This window comes from Pseudomonas sp. MYb2 (genome assembly GCF_002979955.1).
Lineage (GTDB): Bacteria > Pseudomonadota > Gammaproteobacteria > Pseudomonadales > Pseudomonadaceae > Aquipseudomonas.
Genome location: NZ_PCQC01000008.1, coordinates 187463 through 212115 on the forward strand (window position 1 = coordinate 187463; position 24653 = coordinate 212115).

Sequence of the window (24653 nt, forward strand, 5' to 3'; positions counted from 1 at the left end):
GCATTCGAAAGCTTGCCTGACTGGAAGAGGTGATGCTGAACTGGGGCAAATTCAATGACCCCACATGAGAAAAATCGCCATGGAGCTTCAGGCCAACGCTGCACTGATCATCATCGACCAGCAAAAAGGCATCCTGCAGCCGCGTTTGGGGCGAAGAAACAATCCTCAGGCGCAAGAGCGAATCCTTGATCTGTTGGGGCTGTGGCGGCGTAGTGCAAGGCCGGTGATTCATGTGCAGCATCTGTCGCGTGAGCTGGATTCGGTGTTCTGGCCCGAGCAGGAAGGGGTGGAATTTCAGGACAGGTTTTTGCCGCAGGATGGCGAATGGCTGATTCAGAAGCAGGTGCCGGATGCGTTTTGTGCCAGCGGATTAGAGGCGCAGTTGCGCGAGGCGGGCATCGGGCAGTTGGTCATCGTCGGTGTGGCGACCAACAACTCGGTGGAGTCAACGGCGCGTACGGCGGGCAATCTTGGCTTTGCTGCGTGGGTGGCGGAGGATGCCTGTTTCACCTTCGACAAGGCCGATTATTTCGGCACATTGCGCACGGCGGAAGAGGTGCACGCAATGTCGCTGGGGAATTTGCAGGGGGAGTATGCGACGGTGGTCAGTGCTGCACAGATTTTGGCAGCCGACTGATAACCTGTGGGAGCTGGCTTGCCAGCGATGGCGGAGTAACAGGCGACATCAATGTTGAATGTGCCGGCCTCATCGCTGGCAAGCCAGCTCCCACAGGGCCTGCGGATGTCCACAAAAAAAATGTTCAGTGCAGATCAACGGTGGGAGCGAGCTTGCTCGCGAAAGCGGTGTGTCAGGCGAAACGACTGTCCGCCCCGGGCATCACGCGCCGTGGCACTTCTTGAATTTCTTGCCGTTGCCGCATGGGCAAGGATCGTTGCGGCCGACATCTTTCAGGGCATTGCGCACCGGTTCCTGGTGGGCGTGGCCGCAGTTCGGGCCGTGCACGTGGCCGTGGTCATGATCGTGATGATGGTCATGATCATGATCGTGGTTGCAGTCTGGGCCATGGACATGAGGTTGCTGGGTCATCGGTGTTGCTCCGGAATTAAATCGGCGGGGATTATCACGCCATTGCGCTCAAGGTGCACGTAGTGGGCGATGAATAAACCTGTTTCCATTTCGCCCTGCAAACGATAGGGAATCTGCTGATTCGGATTTTTCAGCAGTTTCACCACGTCTTTTACCTTCGGCCAGAGGTTGGTGCGGATCGGCACTTTGAAATAGGCGCTGTGCCTGGGCCCGACGGTGAACCAGTGTTCATGCTCGCCTTCGGCCAGCAACATGTCGGCCAGATGAATGCGGTATTCGAGACCGCGCACGGTCAGGTCGCTGTCATTGGGATTGTCGATGCGAAAGTGCAGGATGAATTTCTGTTCGAGCAGCTTGGCGCGCACCACCTCGACTTTTACCAGGTGCACGGCGGGGTCGACGCTGTCATCGCTGAACCACGACGCACAACCGCCGAGGTTGAGTACCAGCGTAAGCATCAAGAACTGAAATGTGCGCCTGCGACCGAGCATGTGATAACTCCCTTTGATGCTCAGTCTAGTCCTAAAAGATCGCAGCCTGCGGCAGCTCCTGCATGAGATCGCCTACCTCTGTAGGAGCTGCCGCAGGCTGCGATCTTTTGATCTTAAGCGCCGAAATACGCTGCACAGCACTTCTTGAACTTCTGCCCGCTCGCGCACGGGCAACTGTCATTGCGCCCCAGCTTCATTTGCACTGTCGGATCAATGAAGTACCAGCGTCCGGTGTTCTGCACGAACGAGGAGCGCTCGCGATGGCTGTGTTCACCCTGATCATCGTGCCAGCGCGCGGTGAAGGTGACGAAGGCGTGTTCCGGCTGGCCGCCAAAGACCTCCGAACTTTCTACTTCAAGACCGAGCCAGGTACTTTGCGCGCTCCAGTTGCCGATCGACTGCCTATCCAGCCCCGCTTGCTGGGCGGGCAGGGTAGTCGCCACAAGGTAATCGATCAAACCCAGCACATACGCGCTGTAGCGCGAACGCATCAGTGCCTCGGCGCACGGCGCAGGATGGCCGTCGTGATAATGGCCGCAGCAGGCATCCAGCAGATTGCCGCTGCCGCAAGGGCAAATGGCTGTACTCATTGCATTACCACCAGTATTTCCCGAAGTTTTCCGGATTGGCCCAGAAGCGCGAATTGAGCCAGTCGGGGACTTGTTTGTATTCAAGCAGATCATAGGTGAACAGCGTCAGCACTTGATCGTCGCGTTGAAAGCGTTCGCTGGCTTGCAGCGCCAGCGAATAGAAGTCGGTTTCCTGCCAACCGCTGGCGGACAGATCCGCCAGCACCGCGATGCGGCTGGCATTGAGATTACGAATCCCGCCCAACAGATTCAGGCCATCGCGCTTGGGCAAATGTTCCAGGCAATCGACCACCAGCGCCAGATCGAAGCGCTGCGCCGCCAGTTCGGCAGGCAAGGCGCCGGGCGCGGCGTGGGCGACGACGGTGTCAGGATGCGCCTCTTTAAAGGCGCTCAGGGCCGGAAACTCGCTGGCGCCGATCAGCAAAAGACGCGCCGGTGCGTAGCGATCCAGCAAAGCGGCCAACGCCTGTTGCGGCGTGCGGGAAGAAATGGCGACGTTCATCGAAGCTCCTCAATCAGACCGCCAAGACTAGCGCGCTCTATCATTGGAGCCTAGCGCCCTGTCTCGCGGGTTTGCGGCAAAAGCGTCAAAGTCCTGTGAACACGCTCGCAAACAGCGGTGGCCTATTGCTGGCGGAGATTAAAACTCCGGTCTTTACTCCCTGAATCGGTTCTAAGCCGATCCCTCAGGAGAAAACCAGATGAGCATAGTTCGGACAGCATTACCTTTGATTCTGCTAACCAGTGTGTTGACTGGTTGTGCAGGTTTGCAGAAAACCGACTGGCCGACCTGTGCGGCGGTCGGTGGTGTGGTGGGTGCCGGTCTCGGCGCGACCGAGAGTTCGGCGTGGGCCGGCTACGGCGCGTTGCTGATCGGTGGCACGGCAGCGGCTTATTGCTGGGTGCACGGTGATGGCGACGAAGATGGCGATGGCGTGCCGGACAGTCGCGACAAGTGCCCGGGCACGCCTAAAGGCGTACAGGTCGACGCTGACGGTTGCCCTCCACCAACGCCTGCACCTGTGGTCGAAGAAGCTGTAGTGGTCAAGGAAGAAACCATTGTCATCCGTGATGTGCACTTCCAGTTCGACAAAGCCACATTGACCGGCCCTGACAAGCAAGTACTCGACAAGGTCGCCACGCGCCTGAAACAGGAATCCTCTACAGCACAACTGACCGTGACCGGCCATACCGACAGCGTGGGCAGCGATGCCTACAACAAGAAACTGTCGGATCGTCGCGCCCACTCGGTGGTGGACTACCTGATTCAGCAAGGTGTGCCGCGCGCCAGCTTCGTTTCGGTGTCTGGTCTGGGTGAAAGCCAGCCTGTGGCCGACAACAAATCCGCTGACGGTCGTGCGCAAAACCGTCGTACCGAAATCAAAATCGTCCGCTAGACCTCTCGCATCCGCGGCTTGTGCAGTCGCGGATGCGGGTCTTTACTCCTGTGTAACCGGTATGGGCCGGTGACACAGGAGCTTTCACAATGACTGTTTTCTCAAGGTCCGTCTTGCCGGTACTGCTGTTAGGCAGCTTGCTAACCGGTTGCGCCACTCACAGCGATGGCGATGCCCCCCTCAATCAACGTACGTGGCCGATCTGCAGCCTTATCGGCGGGCTGGTCGGTGGCGGTCTCGGCGCCATTGAAAGTGCTGGCTGGGCCGGCGGCGGAGCGGCGCTGGGGATACTCACCGGCGGACTGATCTGTTACGCCCAGGACGGCGATGAAGACGACGACGGCGTGTTCGACCGCCGCGACCGTTGCCCGGATACGCCGGCCAATACCCCGGTCGATCACCGTGGATGTCCATTGCCGCAGTATCCGGTCACAGAAAAAGTGCCGGAGCCTGCACCGCAGACGGAAGTCATCACACTCAGCGATGCCGGCAATGTGCTGTTCGATTTCGACAAGTCCGACCTGACCCCGGCTGCCAAAGCCCAGCTCGATACGCTGATGGACAAACTGCGCAATGCCGACGTGGTGAGCATCAAGGTCATCGGTCACACCGACAGTAAAGGGTCGGATGCCTACAACCAGGCATTGTCGGAACGGCGTGCGAGCAGTGTCGCCGCTTATCTGCTGAGCCAGGGCCTGGCGCCGAACAAACTCACCAGTGAGGGTCGCGGTGAAAGCGAGCCGGTCGCCGATAACGCCACCGATGAAGGCCGCGCGCAGAACCGCCGGGTGGAGTTGCACATCAATCGTTAGGACGCGTCTGTAGGGCGCAGGCTAGAGCTGCCGGACGACGATCGGCGTCGTTTCGGCAGCCATTTGGCAGGCGACAGGTTTTTTTTCAATTGCCCCTCTGGCTTATCCCCCGCAGAAGCCGTTACTGTGCGCCCAAAGAATAATTCGCAACACGGGGGAGCGTATGAAAGTGTTCTGGGGGCTGGGGCGGTTGTTGACCCTGCTGTTCTGCTGCGTGGTGCTGGCCAATCAGCTGGTGCCGTTCGTACATCCGTTGAATCTGTTGGTCAATCTGGCCGGCGGTCTGTTGTTGCTGATCCATGTACTCGAAGTGTTGCTGTGCAACCGCAGCCTCAAAGGCCGTCCGCACCCTTGGCGTGACCGTGGCCGCATCCTGTTGTTCGGCGTATTCCACCTGCAAACCATCCCGGCCCCGGCCGCTCCGGAGGCTTCTTCCCATGCGTAAACTTTGCTTGCTCGCTGCATTCATCAGCCCTTTGGCCTGCGCCCAAGTGGTCAGCGTCGAAACCAATTCGCTGATGCGCCTGCCCAACACCGCCAGTACCTTGCAACTGGAGAAACTCGAAGTCGCTGATTACGGCACGCTGCTGATTCCGGCCAACGTGACCGAGTTGAGTGTCGGTGAGTTGCGTCTTGGCCATGAAGCACGCATCGCGATTGTTCCGGGCGAGAACGCTTTGGACATGAAGGTCGTTCGCGCAGAGCTGAGCGATGGCAGCCAGATTACTGCGCGTGGAGCGCCGGGCACTTATGAAAAAGCCGCCCGAGCCGGACGCAATCTGAATCTGCAATTCAAGGCGTTGAACGCGCCGCAACTGTTGGTCGATGCCCGTGGCGGCACCGGCGCGCCGGGTTTTGTCGGGCTGGACGGCGGCAACGGTGAAGACCCGGGCTGCACCTATGGCTCGGCCGGGCACGGTTTTGATGGCAGCAACGGCAGTGACGGTCAGCCAGGCGCACCGGGTGCGCTGGTGCGCCTTGAAGTGCCGCGCGAATTTCCGGCCGAGCTGATCAAGGTCAATGTTGCTGGCGGTGCCGGTGGCCCGGCGGGTGTTGGCGGCAAGGCAGGCAAGGGCGGCAAGTCCAAGGGTTGTCTGGTGTACCGCGCCGATGGCGGCAAGAACGGCAAGGCCGGGGCGGATGGACAGCCTGGGCCGGTGGGGGCGGCGGGTGCTGTGACTGTGCAGCGCCTGTAAGATCACTGATTGTTCCCACGCTCCGCGTGGGAACACAGCCCGTGACGCTCCGCGTCACTGGACGCAGAGCGTCCCTTGCGGCATTCCCACGCAGAGCGTGGGAACGATCACGGTCTTGCCGCCGCAATCGCCACCAGCACCAACCCGACAATAAGATTAAGCCCCACCACCCGGCGAATCCGCCCCAGCACCGCCGCACCCGCCGGCCAGTCCTTCGCGTCCACCGCTTTCCGCAGCTCCGGCAGCATCAACCCCTGAATGCGGATAAACAGCGCCGTCATCACCACATACAAGCCCATCATCACCTGCACATATTTCGGCGCGGTCTCGAACCCGACCTGCTGCAAATGCAACATGCCCACGCCGCTGATCGGCAGCAGGATCACCGCAACCCAGACCCAGCGAAAAAAACCTTGAAACACTTCCACCCACAAGGTCAGCCGGGCAGGACCGTCGAGGGCCTTCACAGCCGCCGGGCGCAAGACCATCCAGGCGAAAAACATACCGCCGACCCAGACCAGGGCGGACAGCACATGCAGGGGATAGACGAGGCTAAAAGGTGTCATTGGGGCACTCCGTTCTGCGCGGGATTAATTAGCGGGGTATGATAGCCGCCATCCGAAACCACTGAAAATTTATCCAGCGTTTTTTGCGCCCGAAAATTCATGATCAGCACTGAACTCAAAACCACGATCCAGGGCGCCTACTCGCGTTTTCTAGAGGCCAAGAGCCTCAAGCCGCGTTACGGCCAGCGCCTGATGATCGCTGAAATCGCCAAAGTCCTCGGGGATATCGACACCGACGACGAAGGCCGGCGCAGTGGCGACCCCGCGATTGTTGCGGTGGAAGCCGGCACCGGTACCGGCAAGACAGTGGCCTACAGCCTGGCCGCGATTCCGACCGCCAAGCTCGCCGGCAAACGCTTGGTCATCGCCACCGCGACCGTGGCGCTGCAGGAACAGATCGTCTACAAGGATTTGCCTGACCTGATGCGCAACAGCGGGCTGAACTTCAGCTTCGCGCTGGCCAAGGGCCGTGGCCGCTACATGTGCCTGTCCAAACTCGACATGCTCCTGCAGGAAGGCCACGCGCAAACTGCCACCGCGCAGCTGTTCGAAGAAGAAGGCTTCAAGATCGAGGTCGATGAGGCCAGTCAGAAGCTGTTCACCAGCATGATCGAGAAACTCGCCGGCAATAAGTGGGACGGCGATCGTGACAGTTGGCCGAATGCGCTGGAAGACGCCGACTGGGCGCGTCTGACCACCGATCACAGCCAGTGCACCAACCGTCATTGCCCGAACTTCGGCCAGTGCGCCTTCTACAAGGCCCGCGAAGGCATGGGCAAGGTCGACGTGATCGTCACCAACCACGACATGGTCTTGGCTGACCTCGCTTTGGGCGGCGGTGCGGTACTGCCCGATCCGCGCGACACCATTTACGTGTTCGACGAAGGCCATCACTTGCCGGACAAGGCGATCGGCCACTTCGCTCACTACACGCGCCTGCGTTCCACTGCCGACTGGCTGGAAACCACGGCGAAAAACCTGACCAAGCTGCTGGCCCAGCATCCGCTGCCGGGCGATCTCGGCAAGTTGATCGAACAAGTGCCGGAACTGGCGCGGGAGATCAAGGCCCAGCAACAGTTCATGTTCAGCGCCTGCGAGCAGGTTGCCGACTTCAAGCCCGGCGAAGATGTCGAGGGCCGTGAGCGGCCGCGTTATCGTTTTGTCGCCGGGGTGATTCCCGAGCACATCCGCGAAATGGGCATCGAGCTGAAAAAGGGCTTTTCGCGCCTCAATGATCTGTTCACGCGCCTCACCGACCTGCTCAAGGAAGGCATGGACGGCGAGGTCAACATCGGCATCGCCAGCAATCAGGCCGAAGAGTGGTATCCGCTGTTCGGCAGCCTGTTGTCCCGCGCCTCCGGCAACTGGGAATTGTGGACGGCGTTCACCGCCGAAGATCCGGAAGACAGCCCCCCAATGGCGCGCTGGCTGACCCTGGCCGAAAGCGGTTCGCTGTTCGACATCGAGGTCAACGCCAGCCCGATTCTGGCGGCGGAAACCTTGCGTCGCAGTCTGTGGAATGTCGCCTATGGTTGCCTCGTAACGTCGGCAACCCTGACCGCGCTGGGCACTTTCGACCGCTTCCGCATGCGCGCCGGTCTGCCGAAAAAAGCCGTCACCGCGGTGGTGCCGAGCCCGTTCCATCACGCCGACGCCGGTGTGCTGCGCGTGCCCGATCTGAAGGCCGATCCACGCGATGCCGCCGCGCATACCGCCGCGATCATTCGTGAGCTGCCGGACCTGGTCGAAGGTTCGCGCGGCACCCTGGTGCTTTTCTCTTCGCGCAAACAGATGCAAGACGTGTTCGACGGCCTCGATCGCGACTGGCGCAAGCAAGTGTTCATTCAAGGCAACCTGTCGAAACAGGAAACCCTGAACAAGCACAAGGCGCGGGTCGATGGCGGTGATTCCAGCGTGCTGTTCGGTCTCGCCAGTTTCGCCGAGGGTGTCGACTTGCCGGGGGCCTACTGCGAGCACGTGGTGATCGCCAAGATCCCGTTCTCGGTGCCGGATGATCCGGTCGAAGCGGCGCTGTCGGAGTGGATCGAGGCCCGTGGCGGCAATCCGTTCATGGAAATCTCCGTGCCCGATGCCTCGCTGAAGCTGGTTCAGGCTTGCGGGCGTCTGCTGCGCACCGAAGAAGACCGCGGCACCATCACTTTGCTGGATCGGCGCCTGGTCACCCAGCGCTATGGCAAGGCGATCCTCAATGCGTTGCCGCCTTTCCGTCGTGAAATATCCTGAGACAACGGTGGGCAGTTTTGCCCGCCGTGTTGTCTATCTCTCTGCCATCACTTTTCCATTGGCCAATGTTGGTCGTTAGGGAGAACTCCGTTCTTATGATCCGCCGTTCGTTGCCTGCCGTATTCGCCTTGATCTTCGCCACGCCGCTACTCGCGGCGCCTGCGGGGCAGCAGACCCTGTTCAACTTTGTCCGTCCTGCCGACGTGGTGAAAATCGCCACCGAAAATGCTGATCTGCCGCAAGCCAACGCCGAGCAAACCCCCGAGGGCGAAGTGCTGCGCCGGGTGACCTTCAACCCGGTGGCCCGCCCGACCTTGCGTTTGACGCCGCAAACCGGTGCGTGGGACTGGTCGCAGTCGGGGATGATGACCCTGCGCCTGCAGAGTGCGATGAACTGGGCGGTTACCGTTTACGTGCAGATCCAGAGCAATGACGGCCGCACACTGGTCAGCCGCGTCGATCTGCCGGCCGGTCCTGCGCAGACGTTGCTGGTGCCACTAGTGGCTACTGCGCCGTTGAGCCAAGGCATGAAGGCCGGCCCGCCGATGCCGATGACTGTCGATGGTCAGCGCATTTTGCTGGCCAGCAGCAGCGGCGAGATTGATCGCAGCCAAGTGGTGTCGGTGAGTTTGTCGATGGATCAGCCGAAAGTCGCGCAGAGCTTGCTGCTTGAGCGTTTCGGCGTGCAGGACGGCGAGTCGGTCAGCCAAGCGGTGTATGGCAATCTGGTCGACGCTTACGGGCAATCGACTCGCAGCAAGTGGCCAGAAAAAATCGCTAACGATGAACAGCTGAAATCCGCTGCCGCCAAGGAACAGCAACAGCTGAAAACCTGGCTGGCCGAGCGCGAAAAGTCATCGCTGGACAAGTTCGGTGGCTGGAGCAAAGGCCCGGCGTTCAAGGCCAGCGGTTTCTTCCGCACCGAAAAACGTGACGGCCGCTGGTACCTGGTCACGCCTGAGGGGCATCCGTTCTACTCCCTCGGCGTCAACACTGTCAGCCCGGACGTCAGCCAGACTTATGTGGCGGGTCGCGAATTCATGTTCGAATCCTTGCCGAAACCGGATGAGCCGCTGGCCAGTCACTTTGGTGAAGGCGACAACCGTGGCGGCAATGGCGCAGATCAAGGTCGAGGCTACGGCAACGGGCGTTGGTATGACTTCTACGGCGCCAACCTGCAGCGCGTGTACGGCGAGCCGTGCAAAGGGGACAGCGAAAGTAAATCCGGGGTCGCTGAAGCGGCGAAGACTGAAGCGGCAGAAACCGCTGCCGCCAAGGCATCAGAACCTGTCGCTGTGCCGGCTGAGCCGAAGTCAGGCGTCGCCGAAGCGGCCAAGACTGAAACCGTGCAAGTGGCCAGCGAACCGGCTGCCGCACCGTGCAAAGCAACTATTGATGAGTCGCAGTGGGCCAACCACACGCTTGATCGCCTGCAAGCCTGGGGTTTCAACACGGTCGGCAACTGGAGCGCCGATTCGCTCAGTGAAGCCGAACGCGTGCCGTACACCTTGCCGCTGTCGATTGTCGGCGACTACACCAGCATCAGCACCGGCAGCGACTGGTGGGGCGGCATGCCGGATCCGTTCGATCCGCGTTTCGCCATGGCCACCGAGCGTGCCGTGGCCATCGCCGCCCGCGACCATCGCGATGATCCTTGGCTGATCGGTTATTACGCTGACAACGAATTGGCTTGGGCCGGACCGGGCGACGATCCGAAATCGCGTTACGCCTTGGCTTACGGCACGTTGAAGATGACCACCGACGTGCCGGCCAAGCGCGCGTTCCTCAAGCAGTTGCGCGACAAGTACCGCAATCAGGCCGGGTTGTCGAAGGCATGGGGCATTGATCTGCCGGCGTGGGAGCTGATGGAAGACCCGGGTTTTGTGCCGCCATTGCCGAATCCCGAACACCCGGAAATCGAAGCGGACTTCAAATATTTCCAGAAGGTCTTTGCCGACACCTACTTCAAGACCATCTCCGATTCGCTGAAATGGCACGCGCCGAATCAGATGCTGTTGGGCGGGCGCTTTGCGATCAGCACCCCGGAAGCCGTGGCGTCCTGCGCGCAGTATTGCGATGTGCTGAGTTTCAATATGTACACGCTCACGCCGCAGGATGGTTATGACTTTGCCGCGCTGCGGGCTTTGGATAAACCGGTGTTGATTACCGAGTTCAACTTCGGCTCCGCTGATCGCGGCCCGTTCTGGGGCGGCGTGACGCAACTGAGCAAGGAAGAGGATCGTGGCCCGGCGTATGCCAATTTCCTCAAGCAGGCCTTGAGCGAGCCTTCGATTGTCGGCGTGCACTGGTTCCAGTATCTGGATCAACCGGTGACCGGGCGTTTGCTGGATGGCGAGAACGGTCATTTCGGTCTGGTCGAGGTGACAGATCTGCCGTATCAGGGTTTCGTCGAATCGGTGCGCAAGAGCAATTTGCAGGCGATTGATCAGCTTGGCAAAGAGGCTGAGAAAGCGGCCGCCGCAGCGGGGCATGAGGCTGAGGGCGGCCGCAAAGGCGAAGCCGGTAAAGGTCCGGGGGCAGGGCATGCCGGTGGTCATTCCGGCAATGGTCACTAACCTGTGATGCTCTAACAAGATCGCAGCCTGCGGCAGCTCCTACATGGAAACGCAATCCATGTAGGAGCTGCCGCAGGCTGCGATCTTTTGACTTGGCTTTTAACCGTCTGGCCCGCAGCTGTTCCCAAATCCCTCAAGGGCTGGAACAATGCGGGCCACTTTGTAGAGCGTTTTCGCGGGGGAGTTGCGGGTGCAGATTCAGGGACATTACGAGCTTCAATTCGAAGCGGTGCGCGAAGCCTTCGCCGCACTGTTCGACGATCCCCAGGAACGCGGCGCAGCCCTGTGCATCAAGGTCGGCGGAGAGACTGTCCTCGACCTCTGGTCCGGTACTGCCGACAAGGACGGCGCCGAGGCCTGGCACAGCGACACCATTGCCAATCTGTTCTCCTGCACCAAAACGTTTACTGCGGTCACCGCGCTGCAACTGGTCGGCGAAGGCAAGCTGCAACTGGATGTTCCGGTTGCGCGCTACTGGCCGGAATTCGCCGCCGCCGGCAAAGAATCCGTGACCCTGCGCCAATTGCTCTGCCACCAGGCCGGTCTGCCAGCTCTGCGTGAATTGCTGGCGCCGGAAGCGCTGTATGACTGGCAAACCATGGTCGACGCTCTTGCGGCCGAAGCGCCATGGTGGACGCCAGGTACTGGCCACGGTTACGCCGCAATCACTTACGGCTGGCTGATCGGCGAGCTGCTGCGCCGCGCCGACGGTCGTGGGCCGGGTGAATCCATCGTCGCTCGTGTCGCTAAACCTCTGGGTCTGGATTTTCATGTCGGTCTGGCTGACGAAGAGTTCCACCGCGTGGCACACATTGCCCGCGGCAAGGGCAACGCTGGCGATGCCGCCGCGCAACGCCTGCTGCAGGTGACCATGCGCGAGCCCGCCGCGATGACCACCCGCGCTTTTACCAACCCACCTTCAGTGCTCACCAGCACCAACAAACCGGAATGGCGGCGCATGCAGCAACCGGCGGCCAATGGCCACGGCAATGCGCGCAGTCTGGCCGGTTTCTACGCGGGCCTGCTCGACGGCAGTCTGCTCGAAAGCGACATGCTTGAAGAGCTGACCCGCGAACACAGCCTCGGCGAAGACAAGACACTGTTGACCCAGACCCGTTTCGGTCTGGGCTGCATGCTCGATCAACCGGACGTGCCCAACGCTACCTACGGCCTCGGTCCTCGTGCATTCGGCCATCCGGGCGCGGGCGGTTCCATCGGTTTTGCTGATCCTGAGCATGATGTCGCCTTCGGTTTTGTGACAAATACCCTTGGGCCATACGTCTTGATGGATCCGCGTGCGCAGAAGCTCGCGCGGGTACTTGCCACTTGTCTGTAAAGTTTCATCCGAGGTCCCAGGGTCGGAACCTCAAGCGGTTTTTCGTTTCAAAACGGCTGTTTATCCGGGCGAAAGTGCTCTGATTTTTCATTACTTCATTTTGTGGATTTTCAATGTCATCGAAAAAGACCCTCGCCCTGGCCCTGTGTGTAGCGATCACCGGTTGCGCACAGACCCCTAAAAACGATGCGGACGGCAGCAGTTGGTGGCCGTTCGGTTCTTCCGACAAAGTGGCGGCCAAGGAGCCGGCTCCGGCGCCTTTGAAGCCGGCGGCGACTGCACCGGTGGCCAAAACTGAAAGCAGCAACCCTTGGTACTGGCCGTTCGGTTCCGATGACGAAGCCGCCAAAGCTGACATGAAGGCAGAAGTAGCGCCTGAAGCCAGGAAACCGGTTGCCGTGGCCAAGGCTGACGCCGATACCGGCAGCAAATGGTGGTGGCCGTTCGGCGGCAAGGATCAGCCGACCACTAAAGCGGTGCCGATGCCCGATCCGAAAGTCACTCAAGCCTGGCTGGATGACTACGAGCCGCGCCTGCGTGAAGCGGTCAAGGACAGCAATCTGCAACTCGAACGCCGTGAAAACGTGCTGGTCGTGACTGCCCCCGTCGAAGGCTCGTTCAACCCGGATCGTCCCGCCATGCTGCTGCCGGTCACCCTCGGTCCGTTCACCCGAGTGGCGAAAATCCTTGAGGCCGACCCGAAAACTGCCGTGCTGGTTCTTGGCCACAGCGATTCCAGTGGTGCCGCGCCTGCCAACATCAAACTGAGCCAGGAACGTGCCCAGTCCATTGCGGCGATCTTCCGTCTCAGCGGCTTGCAGCGTGATCGCCTGATGCTGCGCGGCATGGGTTCCGAAGCGCCGCGCGCCGCCAACGACAGCGTTGAAGGTCGTGCCCTGAACCGTCGTGTCGAACTGCTGGTGACCCCACAGAACACCATGGTCGCGCTGCTGAGCAAGTACAACATGCCCGCGCCGAAGCCGGTGACCCTGGTCGCAGCGCAAGACGTCAAGCCAGCTGCCAAACCGGTAACCCCGGCTCCTGCGGCGAAAAAAGCTGCTGTTCCGGCAACCAAAAAGGCTCCGGCCAAGAAAGCCGCTGCCAAGGCTCCAGCGAAAAAAGCTCCAGCCAAGGCCCCGGCGAAGAAAACCACACCAGCCAAAGCTGCCGCGACCGACAAGAAAGTCGCCGCGACCGATGCCACCAAGAAGTGATCCGCTAACGAAAAGGAATGCGCCATGACCCAGGCTCTGGCAGATATGCGTCGTGATTACACCCGGGATGGTCTGACCGAGGCGCAAGCCCCGGCCGAGCCGTTTGCGTTGTTCCACCAGTGGTTCGCCGACGCGGTGAAAACCGAACAGGCACCGGTGGAAGCCAACGCCATGACCCTGGCCACGGTCGACAAGGCTGGGCGACCGCATTGCCGCATTCTGCTGCTCAAGGGGCTGGACGAGCAGGGCTTCACCTTCTTCACCAACTACGACAGCGCCAAGGGCCAGCATCTGGCGGCCAACCCGTTCGCTGCCATGACCTTCTTCTGGCCGACCCTCGAGCGCCAAGTGCGCATCGAAGGGCGGGTGGTGAAGGTCTCCCCTGCGGAGTCCGATGCGTATTATCAGGTGCGTCCGCTGGGCAGCCGTCTCGGTGCCTGGGCATCACCGCAGAGCCGGGTGATCAACGGGCGCGGTGAACTGGAAGATCTGCTCAAGGCTACCGAGCAGCGCTTCTCCGATACTCAGCCCGACTGCCCGGAACACTGGGGCGGTTACCGCTTGCTGCCTGAGCGCATCGAATTCTGGCAGGGCCGTCCGAGCCGTCTGCACGATCGCCTCAACTACCGTGTGCAGGGCGCCGACTGGATTCTTGAACGTCTGGCACCCTAAGCAGTCTACCGAGCGGGATAGCCTGCCGCTGCGGCCTCCAGCCACTTCGGCAGATCCCGGCGCTTGATCTTCTGCGCCTGAGCGTTCGCCAACTGTTCGAGCATGAAGGCACGTTTGCCCTCGTCCTTGCCGGCCAATGACAGCGCCAGGTCGCGATCCATCCAGCGTTTGATCCGCACGTACAACCACCAATGGAAGTACAAACCGGCGGCCGTGGTGACGACGATGATGAAGTAATCCATGAAAATCCTGGGGTCGGGTGGCGCAGAATCGGCAATTTGGCGCTACTGTAGGGCTATGTCAGGGAATGCGTGCGGCGTCTGTACCGCGCCTGAATGAAAGCGAATTTGTCCGGGCTGCGTCGTGACAGGCGTCAAGCCACGGAGTTTAATGAATATATGTTCCTTTGGAGTTGATGCTATGCGTAAGTCTGTTCTGCTGGTTGCTTCCTTTTCCACGATGGCGATGTTGCTCACCGGCTGCCAATCGAGCCTGACCGGTGACTCCTACTCCCGTGACGAAGCGCGTCGCGTGCAGACGATTCGCATGGGCACCATCGAATCCCTGCGCCCGGTGAAAATCGAAGGCACCAAAACCCCGATCGGCGGCCTCGCCGGTGCGGCAGTCGGCGGTGTTGGCGGCAGCGCTATCGGCGGCGGCAAGGGCAGCATCGTTGCTGCGGTCATCGGTGCGGTGGCCGGTGGCCTGATCGGCTCGGCGACTGAAGAAGGTCTGACCCGTACCCAGGGTGTGGAAATCACCGTGCGTGAAGACGACGGCAGCATGCGTGCCTACGTGCAGCAGGTTCAGGAGAATGAAGTGTTCCGCGTTGGCGAGCGCGTGCGCATCTCCACCGTTGGCGGGACCAGCCGCGTTTCGCACTAAGCGGAATTCAGGGTAAAGAAAACCCCGATCAGGTGACTGGTCGGGGTTTTTTGTTGGTTGCTTACCAATGGTCGCGGTAGACGAAAGCGACCTGGAAGTCGAAAGAAGATAAATCAATGGTTTGTCTAAAATGGGGTTGCAGGATATTGACCCATTGCGAGGGCACATCGAATCCTCCGTTGTTCACATTATTTTCGATTGGCATTCCAAGTGATTCGATAATTGAACCGTCGTCACCGAAGTCTTTCGATAACTCTTCTCCTTCGCCCAGTTCAGTTTTCTTGTCATACCATTCAAGCCTGGCTCTTAATCCCATAGACCCCTCATAGAAATTTCTTAATGCTGCGTTTCTTCTTTTTTGGCGGATCTAACTGCTTACCGGTTTTGTGGTCGAACGATCCCAAGTGAGTGCCATCACTTGCCCGGTACGTCTCAAGTTCTCCATGTAGAAAATCCCATTCATATATTGTTCTGCCTTTCGCATCCGTCCAGCGATCTCGGAGACCACCCGCGTATGGGGTTTTCTTTTTTGCTCTTCTCAAATCGGGAAATGCAGTGATATCGCGTGTTTCGGGAGCAGGATGGTAGGTATGTCCAGCTTCGGCGGTACCGTGGCGTCGAACATTTAGAACAATATAAACCGGCCGAATCCCGGAGTTCGGGGGAAACACCAGAATAAAATCCCGGTACTCCGGTGGATAAACCGGGTTAACCAGAATCCCATCCGCCGCTTTCGTCGGCGGATAAACCCAGATGTGCGGTGCCTGCGGTGCAGCCTCCAGCGCGGGAATACCAAGGATGTCCGAGCCATCTACAGCAGGCGTCCAGATCAGTTCTACGCCTTCGCCCAAGTCAGCAATGAACTGGCTGCCACGCAACTTGAACTGCACGACATCAACCATTTCCCAATCGCGACTCTTGCCGGTGTAGAAGCCGTAGCCCTTCAGGCTGCCGTCGGTCTGCTGTTCGACCCTCAACCGAACACGCGTTCGCGCCTGTTCAAGTCCACGCAGTTGTTCGTCGGTATAGAGCGCGCTGTCACCAAGGCTCGATGGCATGAACAGCGCAACCAAACCAACTAAAGGCGCAACAGCCGCACTAGATACAGCAGCGGGCAGTGCTTGAAACACCGATCCCGCCAACGCCAGACTGCCAAACCCAACTGGAATAGCTGTCGCACCGATTTTCTTTAGAGGAACTGCGCCGTTTTCATCGGCCTCACGCGCGCCTAGCAGGATCAGGTCGCCGTAATCCTTCAGGCTGTCAGTCGGCACCATCCCCGAAGGACTGGAGTAATCGATAATCGCATCCGGCAATTTGCAGGACTTGGCGAATACGCAGCCGGCACGAACGGCCTCTGTCTTTTTGACCGCCACCTCACGGCTGCGCTCGAAAGCCTCCTGCCGCGCCAGCATGCCGTCGTAAGCGTTTTGTCTGGCGTCGCGCTCGGCCAGTTCAGTGGCCGTCATATGGCGGTAGGTGACGTGATGCCCGTCGCCTTGCGGTGGGTTTTGAACCCGAGGAATCTCCTTGTTGCCAGCCACTGATCGTCCTTTCGCTCATCCATCGACAGCCCTTCGCAAAGGGCTGCGCAACGTTAACGAAGGAGGAAAATGGTGGCTGTAGGACGCGTCTCTAAAGACGTGGGGATTGTTCGACGGATTCTGATCTGTAGATAGGCTGTTGTTCGAGACTCAGAGGATTGAGCCCTCAGGAAAAATTCGTTCAGCGCACTACAGTAATTTGTCGAGCACGAACTCTTTGAACCACGGTGGCTGAGTATCTGATTTGATTTCAATCAACTCGCCATCAGTGATTTCCGCAATCTGCGTGAGGCCCTCGCTACCTTCATCCGAGTTATCGAAAATATAAGCTCTGTTGGAGGTCAGGATGGCATCAGATAGAAGCTCCAAAGATCTCCAATACCGCGCTTCTATTTTTTCAGGGGGAACGCTGTGCCCGCCTTGTGAGACTCGATAGGCGACCCTGGCAATGTTGATCTGAGGATCGGCGGTAGCGACGTAGTAAACATACACTCTGTAACCGGAGGCGTGAGCTTCAGCGAGCAGTTTGACCTTGTCAGAGGACGACATGACGGTTTCAAACGTAAAGCTGATGCGCTCTTTGATCAAAGATCTTCGTATGAAGTCGGAAAGGGCTGATGCGACGTAGGAGTCGATTTCAGTATTTGCGAAGCTGAGCCGTTCACCGTCAATTGTCAGAGAATCCAGCTTTGCCAATGAGTGAGGGGCTTTCTTGAGCAAAGCGTGCTCACGGAAAAACTCAAAAATGTCTGCTTGTGGTCTTCGATACGATAAGAGGTAAAGTCAAAAAAACCGGTATCTTTGATTGAGCGCTATATGTCATCAGGATTTATGTAGTTGCCCAGCAAATGCGCGGGAACCAGTCGATTGAAAGTGCTTTTTCCTGACCCGTTGGGCCCAGCGAATATCCGTATTCTCGGTGTGCTCAAGAAGTGACCTGTTTCGAGGATTTGTTGATGTGCAGGCGAGTGCCGCTTTTCAGGTTTCCGTAGATACCGATTGTGCGCAAAGCGACAGAACTCTTCTCTGTCACTTCAAACAGCTGACCATCTTTAGCAACGAGCACCGCGGCGCCATTGGCGAGCGCCATCTTGTACGCGTTGCTGAATGCCTTCAGAGCGATATCCGGAATTCGCGATTCCTGTACGGAAATCTGATCGTCCGTCATTGGGCGTTTTTCTGCTTTACGTGACATGGATGACTCCAGAAACGATGTTGCGTAGGTGTGGCTGTCAATGAAAGATATAGCACACTTGCAAGGTTCTGAGCCAAGCCCCTCTATATAGAAGGGCTATGATTTCTTAAGGAAGCGTTTCAGACGTTTTGCAGAGTATTCCGGCGACTCGCCGCCGCCGTCACCGCATAACCAATCAACGCCGCCAGAATCGACCCGGTCAAAATGCCCATCCGGTCCATGCCTGCGTAGTCACTCACACCCGGCTCAAACGCCAGCGAGCCGACAAACAGGCTCATGGTGAAGCCAATGCCGCAGAGGATCGCCACGCCCAGCACCTGACCCCAGTTGGCGCCTTGCGGCAGGGCGGCGATGCCGGTTTTGACGGCTAGCCAGGTCAGACCGAACACACCGACGGTCTTGCCCAGCAGCAGGCCGACCGCAATGCCCATCGGCACGTGATGGGTGAAGCTCTCTACGGTGACGCCGCTCAGCGACAGGCCAGCGTTGGCGAAGGCGAATAGCGGCAGGATGCCGTAGGCCACCCACGGGTGCAGCGCATGTTCGAGGGTCAGCAGCGGCGACGGCTCGGCGTTTTTCGTGCGCAGTGGAATGCAGAAGGCCAGAGTCACGCCGGCCAGCGTCGCGTGCACTCCGCTTTTGAGTACACAAACCCAGAGGATCAGACCGATGATCATGTAGGGCCCGAGCTTGACCACCCCGAGCCGGTTCATCGCCACCAGCGACGCAATGCAGGCCGCCGCCAGACCCAGCGACAGGGTCGAGAGTTCGCCGGAATAGAAGATCGCAATGATCACGATGGCGCCGAGGTCATCGATGATCGCCAGGGTCATCAGGAACAGTTTCAGCGATACCGGCACGCGCTTGCCGAGCAAGGCCAATACGCCGAGGGCGAAGGCGATGTCGGTCGCGGTCGGAATCGCCCAGCCATCAAGGGCTGCCGGGTTGTCACGGTTGAGGAACCAGTAGATCAGCGCCGGTACCAGCATGCCGCCGATCGCTGCCGCGCCGGGCAGGACGATTTGCGAGGGCTTTGACAGTTGGCCGTCGAGGACTTCGCGCTTCACTTCCAGGCCGATAAGCAGGAAGAACATCGCCATCAGACCGTCGTTGATCCACAGCAGCAGGGGTTTAGCGATTTTCAACGCACCGATCTGCGCCACCACGGGGGTGTCGAGCAGGCCGGTGTACAGCCACGACAGCGGCGAGTTGTTGATAATCAGGGCCAGGACGGCTGCGGCGATCAATAACAGACCGCTGGCAGCTTCCAACTGAAAGAAACGCGTGAAAGTGCTACGCAGAGGCAAGGTCGCTCTCCATCGAATCGTCAAAAAGGTGGGACACCCTAACCCGTACTGTTAGTTGTTAAAACAAAAGTTATATTCTTTTTTGTTATATGTCGTTACAAGGTGTCTGGCCCAAGCCACGCTGAGCCTAGCAGTTGCCTGACATATTGAGACTCAGCTGTATCTGTGCGCGCTATCGGAATTTTCCTAAGCTGATGAGTGAGCCTTTCGAACAGGTTCATCTCCTGCCGATTCAACGAGAACCATCACCATGAGCGACAACCGACAGTGGGCCCGCGAAGCCATCCGCATCATCGAAGCGGATTTTCAGCGCAGCGCCGACACCCACCTGATCCCTTTGCCGCTACCAGGCTTTGCGGGCATCGAGTTGTACTTCAAGGATGAGTCCAGCCATCCGACCGGCAGTCTTAAACATCGCTTGGCCCGTTCGCTGTTTCTCTACGCGCTGTGTAACGGCTGGCTGAAACCTGGTGCGCCGGTGATCGAGGCGTCCAGTGGTTCGACGGCGATTTCCGAGGCGTATTTCGCGCGGATGCTCGGTTTGCCATTCATTGCCGTAATGCCAGCGACCACCTCCAAAGAGAAGATCGCGCAGATCGAGTTCTATGGCGGCAAAAGCCATCTGGTAAAAGATCCGACGCAGATCTACGCCGAATCCGAGCGTCTAGCCCGTGAGCACGATGGCCATTTCATTGATCAGTTCACCTACGCCGAGCGCGCCACTGACTGGCGTGCGAACAACAACATCGCCGAATCGATTTTCCAGCAGATGCGCTACGAAAAGCACCCGGAACCAAGCTGGCTGATTTCCAGTCCGGGCACCGGCGGCACCACCGCTACCCTCGGTCGTTACGTGCGCTATCGCCAGCATTGCACTCGCGTGTTGTGCGCCGATGCCGAGCGTTCGGTGTTCTTCGATTACTACCAGACTGGCGATGCCAGTTTGCGGCTGGATTGTGGGTCGCGCATTGAAGGCATTGGCCGGCCTCGCGTTGAGGCGTCGTTTCTGCCCAAGGTGATCGATGCGATGGTCAAGGTGCCGGACGCCTTGTCGCTGGCGGCCATGCATTATCTGGCGCAGCGTCTGGGCCGGCATGTTGGCGGATCGAGCGGGACCAATCTGATCGGCGCCTTGATGGCGGCGCAGCAGATGCAAGCGGCGGGGGAGTCGGGGTCGATCGTGGCGATTCTGTGCGATGGCGGCGAGCGGTATGCCGACACGTATTACGATCAGGATTGGCTGCAGGCGCAGGGGTATGAGCTGGCTGGGTTGATCGAAGCGGTGGCGGCGAGTGCCGAGCGCGGTGAGGCGCTGCCGACTTCAGTCCTGCGTGCCAATATCTGACACACCGAAATCAACTGTAGGAGTGAGCCTGCTCGCGATGGCGGAATAACATTCAACATTGATGTTGAATGGACTACCGCTATCGCGAGCAGGCTCACTCCTACAGGGTTTTGTGTCAGTCAGTCAGGCCGAGAATATCGCGCGCCACGGCTTCAGCAATGCGAATCCCGTCCACACCCGCCGACAGAATCCCGCCCGCATAACCCGCGCCTTCACCGGCCGGGAACAAGCCTTTGACGTTCATGCTCTGCAGCGTCTCGTTACGGGTAATGCGCAGCGGCGAGGAAGTGCGGGTCTCGATCCCGGTCAACACCGCATCGTGCAACGAGTAACCGCGAATCTGCTTCTCGAACGCCGGCAACGCTTCGCGGATTGCCTCGATGGCAAAATCCGGCAAGGCCAAGGCCAGATCGCCTAGCGCTACACCCGGTTTGTACGACGGCTCGACTTCGCCCAGTTCGGTCGAAGGAATGTCGTTGATGAAGTCGCCAACCAGTTGCGCCGGCGCCTTGTAATCGCTGCCGCCGAGGATAAAGGCGTGGGATTCCAGACGTTCCTGCAACTCGATCCCGGCCAGCGGCCCGCCCGGATAATCGACTTCCGGGGTGATGCCAACGACGATGCCGGAGTTGGCATTGCGCTCGTTACGCGAGTACTGGCTCATGCCGTTGGTGACCACGCGATTTGGCTCGGAAGTCGCCGCGACCACGGTGCCGCCCGGGCACATGCAGAAGCTGTAGACCGAACGGCCGTTTTTGGCGTGGTGCACCAGTTTGTAGTCGGCGGCGCCCAGTTTCGGGTGGCCGGCATATTTGCCCAGACGCGCGCGGTCGATCAGCGATTGCGGGTGTTCGATACGGAAACCCACCGAGAACGGTTTGGCTTCCATGAACACGCCACGGCTGTGGAGCATGCGGAAAGTGTCGCGGGCGCTGTGGCCGAGGGCCAGAACCACGTGTTTCGAATGCAGGGTTTCGCCGCTGGCCAGTTCGACGCCGACCAATTGGCCGTCTTCGATCAACACGTCGGTGACGCGTTCCTGGAAGCGCACTTCACCGCCCAATTCGCGGATCTGTTCGCGCATGTTTTCAACCATGCCGGTCAGACGGAACGTACCGATGTGCGGCTTGCTGACGTAGAGGATTTCTTCCGGCGCGCCGGCCTTGACGAACTCGTGCAGGACTTTGCGGCCAAGGAACTTCGGATCCTTGATCTGGCTGTACAGCTTGCCGTCGGAGAACGTGCCCGCGCCGCCTTCGCCGAACTGCACGTTGGACTCGGGGTTGAGTACGCTTTTACGCCACAGGCCCCAGGTGTCCTTGGTGCGCTGACGGACTTCCGTGCCACGCTCGAGGACGATCGGCTTGAAGCCCATTTGCGCCAGCAGCAGGCCGGCGAAGATTCCGCACGGGCCGAAACCGACGACGATCGGGCGCTGGCTCAGGTCGCTCGGCGCCTGACCGACGAATTTGTAGCTGACATCCGGCGCCACGTTGACGTTACGGTCGTCGGCGAACTTGCCCAACACTTTGGCCTCGTCGCGCACTTGGAGGTCGATGGTGTAGATGAAGCACAGTTCGGAGGACTTTTTGCGCGCATCGTAGCTGCGCTTGAACAAGGTGAAATCGAGCAAGTCATCGCTGGCGATGCCCAGGCGCTGCACGATGGCAGGGCGCAGGTCTTCTTCGGGATGGTCGATTGGCAGCTTGAGTTCAGTGATTCGTAACATGGCGAGGATCCGGGTTCGCGGGGCGCACAACTGCGCCAAGGCGTTTGAAGGCCGCGATTATAAGCCGCAAAGGCCGGATCCGGTGAGGCTAAAACGCTCAGTCGTTGCGCGATCCGCCGAAATACCCGCAACCGCGCTGCACCTGGCCGTCGATGCGCAACTCGGCGCTCATGTGCTGCACGCTGCCGGTGCTGCTGTCGACGCAGCGTTGCGGCGCGACCCACAATTCGATGCGCTGGTTGTTGGCCTCGCTGCTGAGGTTGAAGCGGCCGTCGCCCAGTTGTTCTTCAACATAAGGTACGGCGAGTGGTGGCTGGCCTTCGCGGTCAATGACCATGCCTTTGCCGCTGACCTTGACGTTCCATTCCGGGCCATGGCCGGCAGCGCGCAGGATCAGCAGTTTGAAATTGGGGTCGTCGCAGGCTGTGCCGGAGCGTTCGACGCGGTACAACTGAGTCAGATCGAGTCGATCGCCCGAGACTTTGCCGCGAACATCGGCAAACAGTTTGCCTTGCTCGTCGGCCAGAGTGGCGGCTTCTTGCAGGACGCTGGTGCCGCCGATGTCATTGACCACCAATTGGCGCTGATCCTGGCACGGCTGAAACACCAGTTTGCCGTCAGCGGCGGTCAATTGCCCTTGCATCCGCGTCTGCCCGACGTGCGAGGCACTTTCTCGCTGGCCATCGAACAACTGGCAGGCGGCAAACAACGGCAGCAGGGCAACAACGGCTAACGAACGGGCAACACGCATCTTCGGCTCTCCAGACAAGTGCCGCCACGTTACGCAGCCTGTCAGGCAAATGCAAAAGATCGCCGCCCCGACATTCTCCGGCAGGAGCTGCCGCAGGCTGCGATCTTTTGATCTTAACCGACGTGAAACGTCTGACCTGTCTGCAAGCCTTCGACACTTTTCGCGTAGGCCAACGCCACATCTGCCGCAGCAACTGGCTTGTAGCCACGGAAGTACGGCGCATATTTACCCATCGCTTCCAGCAACACGGTCGGGCTGACCGAGTTCACCCGCAGGCCGCGTGGCAGTTCGATGGCGGCGGCGCGGACAAAACTGTCGAGTGCGCCGTTGACCAGCGCTGCCGATGCGCCACTGCGAATCGGATCGTGGCTGAGCACGCCAGTGGTGAAGGTGAACGAGGCGCCGTCGTTGGCGAATTCACGGCCGATCAGTAGCAGATTGACCTGGCCCATCAGTTTGTCCTTGAGACCGAGGGCAAAGCTGTCTTCAGTCATTTCATCCAGCGAGGCAAAGGTCACGTTGCCCGCGGCGCAGACCAGTGCATCGAACTTGCCGGTTTTTTCGAACAGCTTGCGAATCGAGGTGCTGTCGCTGATATCCACCTGCAAGTCACCGCTATTGCGGCCAATACGAATGACTTCGTGGCGTTGCGCCAGTTCTTTGTCCACGGCCGAACCGATGGTGCCGCCAGCGCCTATCAACAGAATTTTCATCGTGCTGTGCCTCAAGTGATTGAACGAGGTTTCAGTCTAGAGTGGTTTTTTCTGCCGATAAGCGCACTAATAGGCAACCTTTGGTTTTCAAATGGAAACAATCCATGAGCGAGATGGATGATCTGGCGGCGTTTGCCGTGCTGATCGAGGCTGGCAGTTTCACCCTGGCGGCGCAGCAACTGGGCTGTAGCAAGGGCCAGTTGTCCAAGCGCATCAGCCAGCTCGAAGCGCAGTTTTCTGTGGTGTTGTTGCAACGGACCACCCGGCGTTTGAGCCTGACCGCCGCGGGCGCGGCGTTGTTGCCGCAGGCCCAGGCGCTGGTAGTCCAGGTCGAAAAGGCGCGTCAGGCATTGGCGCGTTTGAAGGACGATATGGCCGGTCCCGTGCGTATGACGGTTCCGGTGTCGTTGGGGGAAACCTTCTTTGACGGCTTGCTGCTGGAGTTCTCGCAGAAATACCCCGAGGTGCAGATCGAGCTGGAACTGAACAACAGTTATCGCGACCTGTCGCGGGATGGTTTTGATCTGGCGATTCGTTCCGAGGTCGCCAATGATCAGCGGCTGGTGGCCAAGCCGCTGCTGGCCTGGCAGGAAATGACCTGCGCCAGCCCGGCTTATCTTGAGCGTTTCGGTGAGCCGACGATGCCGCAGGCATTGGCCGAACACCGTTGCTTGCTCAACAGCCACTACAGCGGGCGCGAAGAGTGGCTATATCACCTGCAGCACGAACTGTTGCGGGTGCGGGTGTCCGGGCCGTTCGCCAGCAACCATTACAGCCTGCTCAAAAAAGCTGCGCTGTCCGGCGCCGGCATCGCTCGATTGCCTTCGTACCTGCTGCAAGCGGAATTGGCGGACGGGCGATTGAAATGGCTGCTGCGCGATTTTCAGACCCGACGCATGCCGATGTACCTGGTGCATCCGTATCAGGGAGGGCTGCCCAAACGTACGCAGGTGCTGGCGGACTATCTGATCGGCTGGTTCAAGCGCAGTGGAGAGGCGCTGGATCGTCTCCAGCGCTGACCATCCCCTGCTATCCCGTTCCC

Annotated in this window: 27 protein-coding genes; 13 read left to right on the forward strand and 14 right to left on the reverse strand. The window is 59.5% G+C overall.

The window, feature by feature from the left end; genetic code table 11:
- The first annotated feature begins 79 nt into the window (after positions 1 to 79).
- On the forward strand, positions 80 to 637 hold the full coding sequence (locus CQ009_RS16335) for a cysteine hydrolase family protein (protein ID WP_105707450.1): 558 nt from the start codon (positions 80 to 82) through the stop codon (positions 635 to 637).
- Between the two features lie 201 nt (positions 638 to 838).
- On the opposite strand, the gene CQ009_RS16340 is transcribed toward CQ009_RS16335, so the two are convergent.
- From CQ009_RS16340 to CQ009_RS16355, 4 genes are all read right to left on the reverse strand, one after another.
- Positions 839 to 1048 (reverse strand): SEC-C metal-binding domain-containing protein, encoded by a 210-nt coding sequence (locus CQ009_RS16340; protein ID WP_008083915.1) that lies wholly within the window; start codon positions 1046 to 1048, stop codon positions 839 to 841.
- On the reverse strand, positions 1045 to 1539 hold the full coding sequence (locus tag CQ009_RS16345; protein WP_064393088.1) for an LEA type 2 family protein: 495 nt from the start codon (positions 1537 to 1539) through the stop codon (positions 1045 to 1047). The genes CQ009_RS16340 and CQ009_RS16345 overlap by 4 nt, the downstream gene beginning before the upstream one ends.
- Positions 1540 to 1652: 113 nt before the next feature.
- Positions 1653 to 2129 carry a YchJ family protein gene (locus CQ009_RS16350; RefSeq protein ID WP_105707453.1) on the reverse strand — a complete coding sequence of 159 codons (477 nt, stop codon included), beginning with the start codon at positions 2127 to 2129 and terminating at the stop codon, positions 1653 to 1655.
- A 4-nt stretch (positions 2130 to 2133) separates the two neighbouring features.
- The gene (locus CQ009_RS16355) at positions 2134 to 2631 is read right to left on the reverse strand and encodes a DUF6231 family protein (protein WP_064393086.1); all 498 of its coding nucleotides are present in this window, start codon (positions 2629 to 2631) and stop codon (positions 2134 to 2136) included.
- Between the two features lie 199 nt (positions 2632 to 2830).
- Between CQ009_RS16355 and CQ009_RS16360 the strand changes: the two genes are divergently transcribed.
- From CQ009_RS16360 to CQ009_RS16375, 4 genes are all read left to right on the forward strand, one after another.
- Complete coding sequence (locus tag CQ009_RS16360; RefSeq protein WP_064393085.1) at positions 2831 to 3526, forward strand: OmpA family protein; 696 nt, start codon at positions 2831 to 2833, stop codon at positions 3524 to 3526.
- Between the two features lie 89 nt (positions 3527 to 3615).
- Positions 3616 to 4338, forward strand: coding sequence for an OmpA family protein (locus tag CQ009_RS16365; RefSeq protein ID WP_064393084.1), 723 nt, complete (start codon positions 3616 to 3618; stop codon positions 4336 to 4338).
- A 163-nt stretch (positions 4339 to 4501) separates the two neighbouring features.
- Positions 4502 to 4783: a DUF1145 domain-containing protein gene (locus CQ009_RS16370; protein WP_064393083.1), complete on the forward strand. Its 282-nt coding sequence runs from the start codon at positions 4502 to 4504 to the stop codon at positions 4781 to 4783.
- Positions 4776 to 5534, forward strand: a complete 759-nt coding sequence (locus tag CQ009_RS16375; protein WP_105707455.1) for a hypothetical protein — start codon at positions 4776 to 4778, stop codon at positions 5532 to 5534. Before CQ009_RS16370 ends, CQ009_RS16375 begins: the two co-directional genes overlap by 8 nt.
- A 107-nt stretch (positions 5535 to 5641) precedes the next feature.
- On the opposite strand, the gene CQ009_RS16380 is transcribed toward CQ009_RS16375, so the two are convergent.
- Positions 5642 to 6100, reverse strand: coding sequence for a CopD family protein (locus CQ009_RS16380; protein ID WP_105707458.1), 459 nt, complete (start codon positions 6098 to 6100; stop codon positions 5642 to 5644).
- A gap of 99 nt (positions 6101 to 6199) precedes the next feature.
- Between CQ009_RS16380 and dinG the strand changes: the two genes are divergently transcribed.
- From dinG to pdxH, 5 genes are all read left to right on the forward strand, one after another.
- Positions 6200 to 8344: an ATP-dependent DNA helicase DinG gene (gene dinG / locus CQ009_RS16385; RefSeq protein WP_064393080.1), complete on the forward strand. Its 2145-nt coding sequence runs from the start codon at positions 6200 to 6202 to the stop codon at positions 8342 to 8344.
- A 95-nt stretch (positions 8345 to 8439) separates the two neighbouring features.
- Positions 8440 to 10920 (forward strand): beta-galactosidase, encoded by a 2481-nt coding sequence (locus tag CQ009_RS16390; RefSeq protein WP_105707461.1) that lies wholly within the window; start codon positions 8440 to 8442, stop codon positions 10918 to 10920.
- A gap of 190 nt (positions 10921 to 11110) precedes the next feature.
- Positions 11111 to 12256 (forward strand): serine hydrolase domain-containing protein, encoded by a 1146-nt coding sequence (locus CQ009_RS16395; protein WP_064393078.1) that lies wholly within the window; start codon positions 11111 to 11113, stop codon positions 12254 to 12256.
- Positions 12257 to 12369: 113 nt separating this feature from the next.
- On the forward strand, positions 12370 to 13470 hold the full coding sequence (locus CQ009_RS16400) for an OmpA family protein (RefSeq protein ID WP_105707463.1): 1101 nt from the start codon (positions 12370 to 12372) through the stop codon (positions 13468 to 13470).
- A 24-nt stretch (positions 13471 to 13494) separates the two neighbouring features.
- Positions 13495 to 14142, forward strand: a complete 648-nt coding sequence (pdxH, locus tag CQ009_RS16405; RefSeq protein ID WP_105707465.1) for a pyridoxamine 5'-phosphate oxidase — start codon at positions 13495 to 13497, stop codon at positions 14140 to 14142.
- Between the two features lie 5 nt (positions 14143 to 14147).
- Here pdxH and CQ009_RS16410 read toward each other — a convergent pair whose 3' ends face one another.
- Complete coding sequence (locus CQ009_RS16410) at positions 14148 to 14384, reverse strand: hypothetical protein (RefSeq protein ID WP_095119201.1); 237 nt, start codon at positions 14382 to 14384, stop codon at positions 14148 to 14150.
- 178 nt (positions 14385 to 14562) lie between these two features.
- On the opposite strand from CQ009_RS16410, the gene CQ009_RS16415 reads away from it, so the two are divergent.
- Positions 14563 to 15027: a glycine zipper 2TM domain-containing protein gene (locus CQ009_RS16415; protein WP_007918566.1), complete on the forward strand. Its 465-nt coding sequence runs from the start codon at positions 14563 to 14565 to the stop codon at positions 15025 to 15027.
- Between the two features lie 61 nt (positions 15028 to 15088).
- On the opposite strand, the gene CQ009_RS16420 is transcribed toward CQ009_RS16415, so the two are convergent.
- The 5 genes from CQ009_RS16420 to nhaA form a co-directional block, all read right to left on the reverse strand.
- Positions 15089 to 15343, reverse strand: coding sequence for a colicin E3-like toxin immunity protein (locus CQ009_RS16420; RefSeq protein WP_064393075.1), 255 nt, complete (start codon positions 15341 to 15343; stop codon positions 15089 to 15091).
- 7 nt (positions 15344 to 15350) lie between these two features.
- On the reverse strand, positions 15351 to 16571 hold the full coding sequence (locus CQ009_RS16425; RefSeq protein WP_105707468.1) for an S-type pyocin domain-containing protein: 1221 nt from the start codon (positions 16569 to 16571) through the stop codon (positions 15351 to 15353).
- 189 nt (positions 16572 to 16760) lie between these two features.
- Positions 16761 to 17291: a zeta toxin family protein gene (locus CQ009_RS16430; protein WP_256585442.1), complete on the reverse strand. Its 531-nt coding sequence runs from the start codon at positions 17289 to 17291 to the stop codon at positions 16761 to 16763.
- A gap of 205 nt (positions 17292 to 17496) precedes the next feature.
- The gene (locus tag CQ009_RS16435; protein ID WP_105707470.1) at positions 17497 to 17766 is read right to left on the reverse strand and encodes a hypothetical protein; all 270 of its coding nucleotides are present in this window, start codon (positions 17764 to 17766) and stop codon (positions 17497 to 17499) included.
- 119 nt (positions 17767 to 17885) lie between these two features.
- Positions 17886 to 19073 carry a Na+/H+ antiporter NhaA gene (gene nhaA, locus CQ009_RS16440; RefSeq protein WP_105707473.1) on the reverse strand — a complete coding sequence of 396 codons (1188 nt, stop codon included), beginning with the start codon at positions 19071 to 19073 and terminating at the stop codon, positions 17886 to 17888.
- A gap of 250 nt (positions 19074 to 19323) precedes the next feature.
- Here nhaA and CQ009_RS16445 point away from each other — a divergent pair, with 250 nt between their 5' ends.
- Positions 19324 to 20418 carry a PLP-dependent cysteine synthase family protein gene (locus tag CQ009_RS16445; protein ID WP_105707476.1) on the forward strand — a complete coding sequence of 365 codons (1095 nt, stop codon included), beginning with the start codon at positions 19324 to 19326 and terminating at the stop codon, positions 20416 to 20418.
- Positions 20419 to 20533: 115 nt separating this feature from the next.
- On the opposite strand, the gene CQ009_RS16450 is transcribed toward CQ009_RS16445, so the two are convergent.
- From CQ009_RS16450 to CQ009_RS16460, 3 genes are all read right to left on the reverse strand, one after another.
- The gene (locus CQ009_RS16450; RefSeq protein WP_064393070.1) at positions 20534 to 22147 is read right to left on the reverse strand and encodes an NAD(P)/FAD-dependent oxidoreductase; all 1614 of its coding nucleotides are present in this window, start codon (positions 22145 to 22147) and stop codon (positions 20534 to 20536) included.
- 97 nt (positions 22148 to 22244) lie between these two features.
- Positions 22245 to 22898, reverse strand: coding sequence for a COG3650 family protein (locus CQ009_RS16455; RefSeq protein WP_064393069.1), 654 nt, complete (start codon positions 22896 to 22898; stop codon positions 22245 to 22247).
- A gap of 113 nt (positions 22899 to 23011) precedes the next feature.
- Positions 23012 to 23611, reverse strand: a complete 600-nt coding sequence (locus tag CQ009_RS16460; RefSeq protein ID WP_064393068.1) for a short chain dehydrogenase — start codon at positions 23609 to 23611, stop codon at positions 23012 to 23014.
- Positions 23612 to 23715: 104 nt separating this feature from the next.
- Here CQ009_RS16460 and CQ009_RS16465 point away from each other — a divergent pair, with 104 nt between their 5' ends.
- On the forward strand, positions 23716 to 24630 hold the full coding sequence (locus CQ009_RS16465; RefSeq protein ID WP_064393067.1) for a LysR family transcriptional regulator: 915 nt from the start codon (positions 23716 to 23718) through the stop codon (positions 24628 to 24630).
- Positions 24631 to 24653: the final 23 nt, after the last annotated feature.

What these genes read in the sequence shown, in the direction of transcription:
- pdxH (WP_105707465.1), top strand. Translation starts at nt 13,495, where the DNA reads ATGACCCAGGCTCTGGCAGATATGCGTCGTGATTACACCCGGGATGGT.
- CQ009_RS16390 (WP_105707461.1), top strand. Translation starts at nt 8,440, where the DNA reads ATGATCCGCCGTTCGTTGCCTGCCGTATTCGCCTTGATCTTCGCCACG.
- CQ009_RS16455 (WP_064393069.1), bottom strand. Translation starts at nt 22,898, where the DNA reads ATGCGTGTTGCCCGTTCGTTAGCCGTTGTTGCCCTGCTGCCGTTGTTT.
- CQ009_RS16460 (WP_064393068.1), bottom strand. Translation starts at nt 23,611, where the DNA reads ATGAAAATTCTGTTGATAGGCGCTGGCGGCACCATCGGTTCGGCCGTG.
- CQ009_RS16380 (WP_105707458.1), bottom strand. Translation starts at nt 6,100, where the DNA reads ATGACACCTTTTAGCCTCGTCTATCCCCTGCATGTGCTGTCCGCCCTG.
- CQ009_RS16400 (WP_105707463.1), top strand. Translation starts at nt 12,370, where the DNA reads ATGTCATCGAAAAAGACCCTCGCCCTGGCCCTGTGTGTAGCGATCACC.
- CQ009_RS16370 (WP_064393083.1), top strand. Translation starts at nt 4,502, where the DNA reads ATGAAAGTGTTCTGGGGGCTGGGGCGGTTGTTGACCCTGCTGTTCTGC.
- CQ009_RS16375 (WP_105707455.1), top strand. Translation starts at nt 4,776, where the DNA reads ATGCGTAAACTTTGCTTGCTCGCTGCATTCATCAGCCCTTTGGCCTGC.
- CQ009_RS16365 (WP_064393084.1), top strand. Translation starts at nt 3,616, where the DNA reads ATGACTGTTTTCTCAAGGTCCGTCTTGCCGGTACTGCTGTTAGGCAGC.
- CQ009_RS16415 (WP_007918566.1), top strand. Translation starts at nt 14,563, where the DNA reads ATGCGTAAGTCTGTTCTGCTGGTTGCTTCCTTTTCCACGATGGCGATG.
- CQ009_RS16465 (WP_064393067.1), top strand. Translation starts at nt 23,716, where the DNA reads ATGAGCGAGATGGATGATCTGGCGGCGTTTGCCGTGCTGATCGAGGCT.
- CQ009_RS16335 (WP_105707450.1), top strand. Translation starts at nt 80, where the DNA reads ATGGAGCTTCAGGCCAACGCTGCACTGATCATCATCGACCAGCAAAAA.
- CQ009_RS16345 (WP_064393088.1), bottom strand. Translation starts at nt 1,539, where the DNA reads ATGCTCGGTCGCAGGCGCACATTTCAGTTCTTGATGCTTACGCTGGTA.
- CQ009_RS16445 (WP_105707476.1), top strand. Translation starts at nt 19,324, where the DNA reads ATGAGCGACAACCGACAGTGGGCCCGCGAAGCCATCCGCATCATCGAA.
- CQ009_RS16410 (WP_095119201.1), bottom strand. Translation starts at nt 14,384, where the DNA reads ATGGATTACTTCATCATCGTCGTCACCACGGCCGCCGGTTTGTACTTC.
- CQ009_RS16350 (WP_105707453.1), bottom strand. Translation starts at nt 2,129, where the DNA reads ATGAGTACAGCCATTTGCCCTTGCGGCAGCGGCAATCTGCTGGATGCC.
- CQ009_RS16420 (WP_064393075.1), bottom strand. Translation starts at nt 15,343, where the DNA reads ATGGGATTAAGAGCCAGGCTTGAATGGTATGACAAGAAAACTGAACTG.
- CQ009_RS16360 (WP_064393085.1), top strand. Translation starts at nt 2,831, where the DNA reads ATGAGCATAGTTCGGACAGCATTACCTTTGATTCTGCTAACCAGTGTG.
- dinG (WP_064393080.1), top strand. Translation starts at nt 6,200, where the DNA reads ATGATCAGCACTGAACTCAAAACCACGATCCAGGGCGCCTACTCGCGT.
- CQ009_RS16450 (WP_064393070.1), bottom strand. Translation starts at nt 22,147, where the DNA reads ATGTTACGAATCACTGAACTCAAGCTGCCAATCGACCATCCCGAAGAA.
- CQ009_RS16340 (WP_008083915.1), bottom strand. Translation starts at nt 1,048, where the DNA reads ATGACCCAGCAACCTCATGTCCATGGCCCAGACTGCAACCACGATCAT.
- CQ009_RS16355 (WP_064393086.1), bottom strand. Translation starts at nt 2,631, where the DNA reads ATGAACGTCGCCATTTCTTCCCGCACGCCGCAACAGGCGTTGGCCGCT.
- CQ009_RS16435 (WP_105707470.1), bottom strand. Translation starts at nt 17,766, where the DNA reads ATGTCACGTAAAGCAGAAAAACGCCCAATGACGGACGATCAGATTTCC.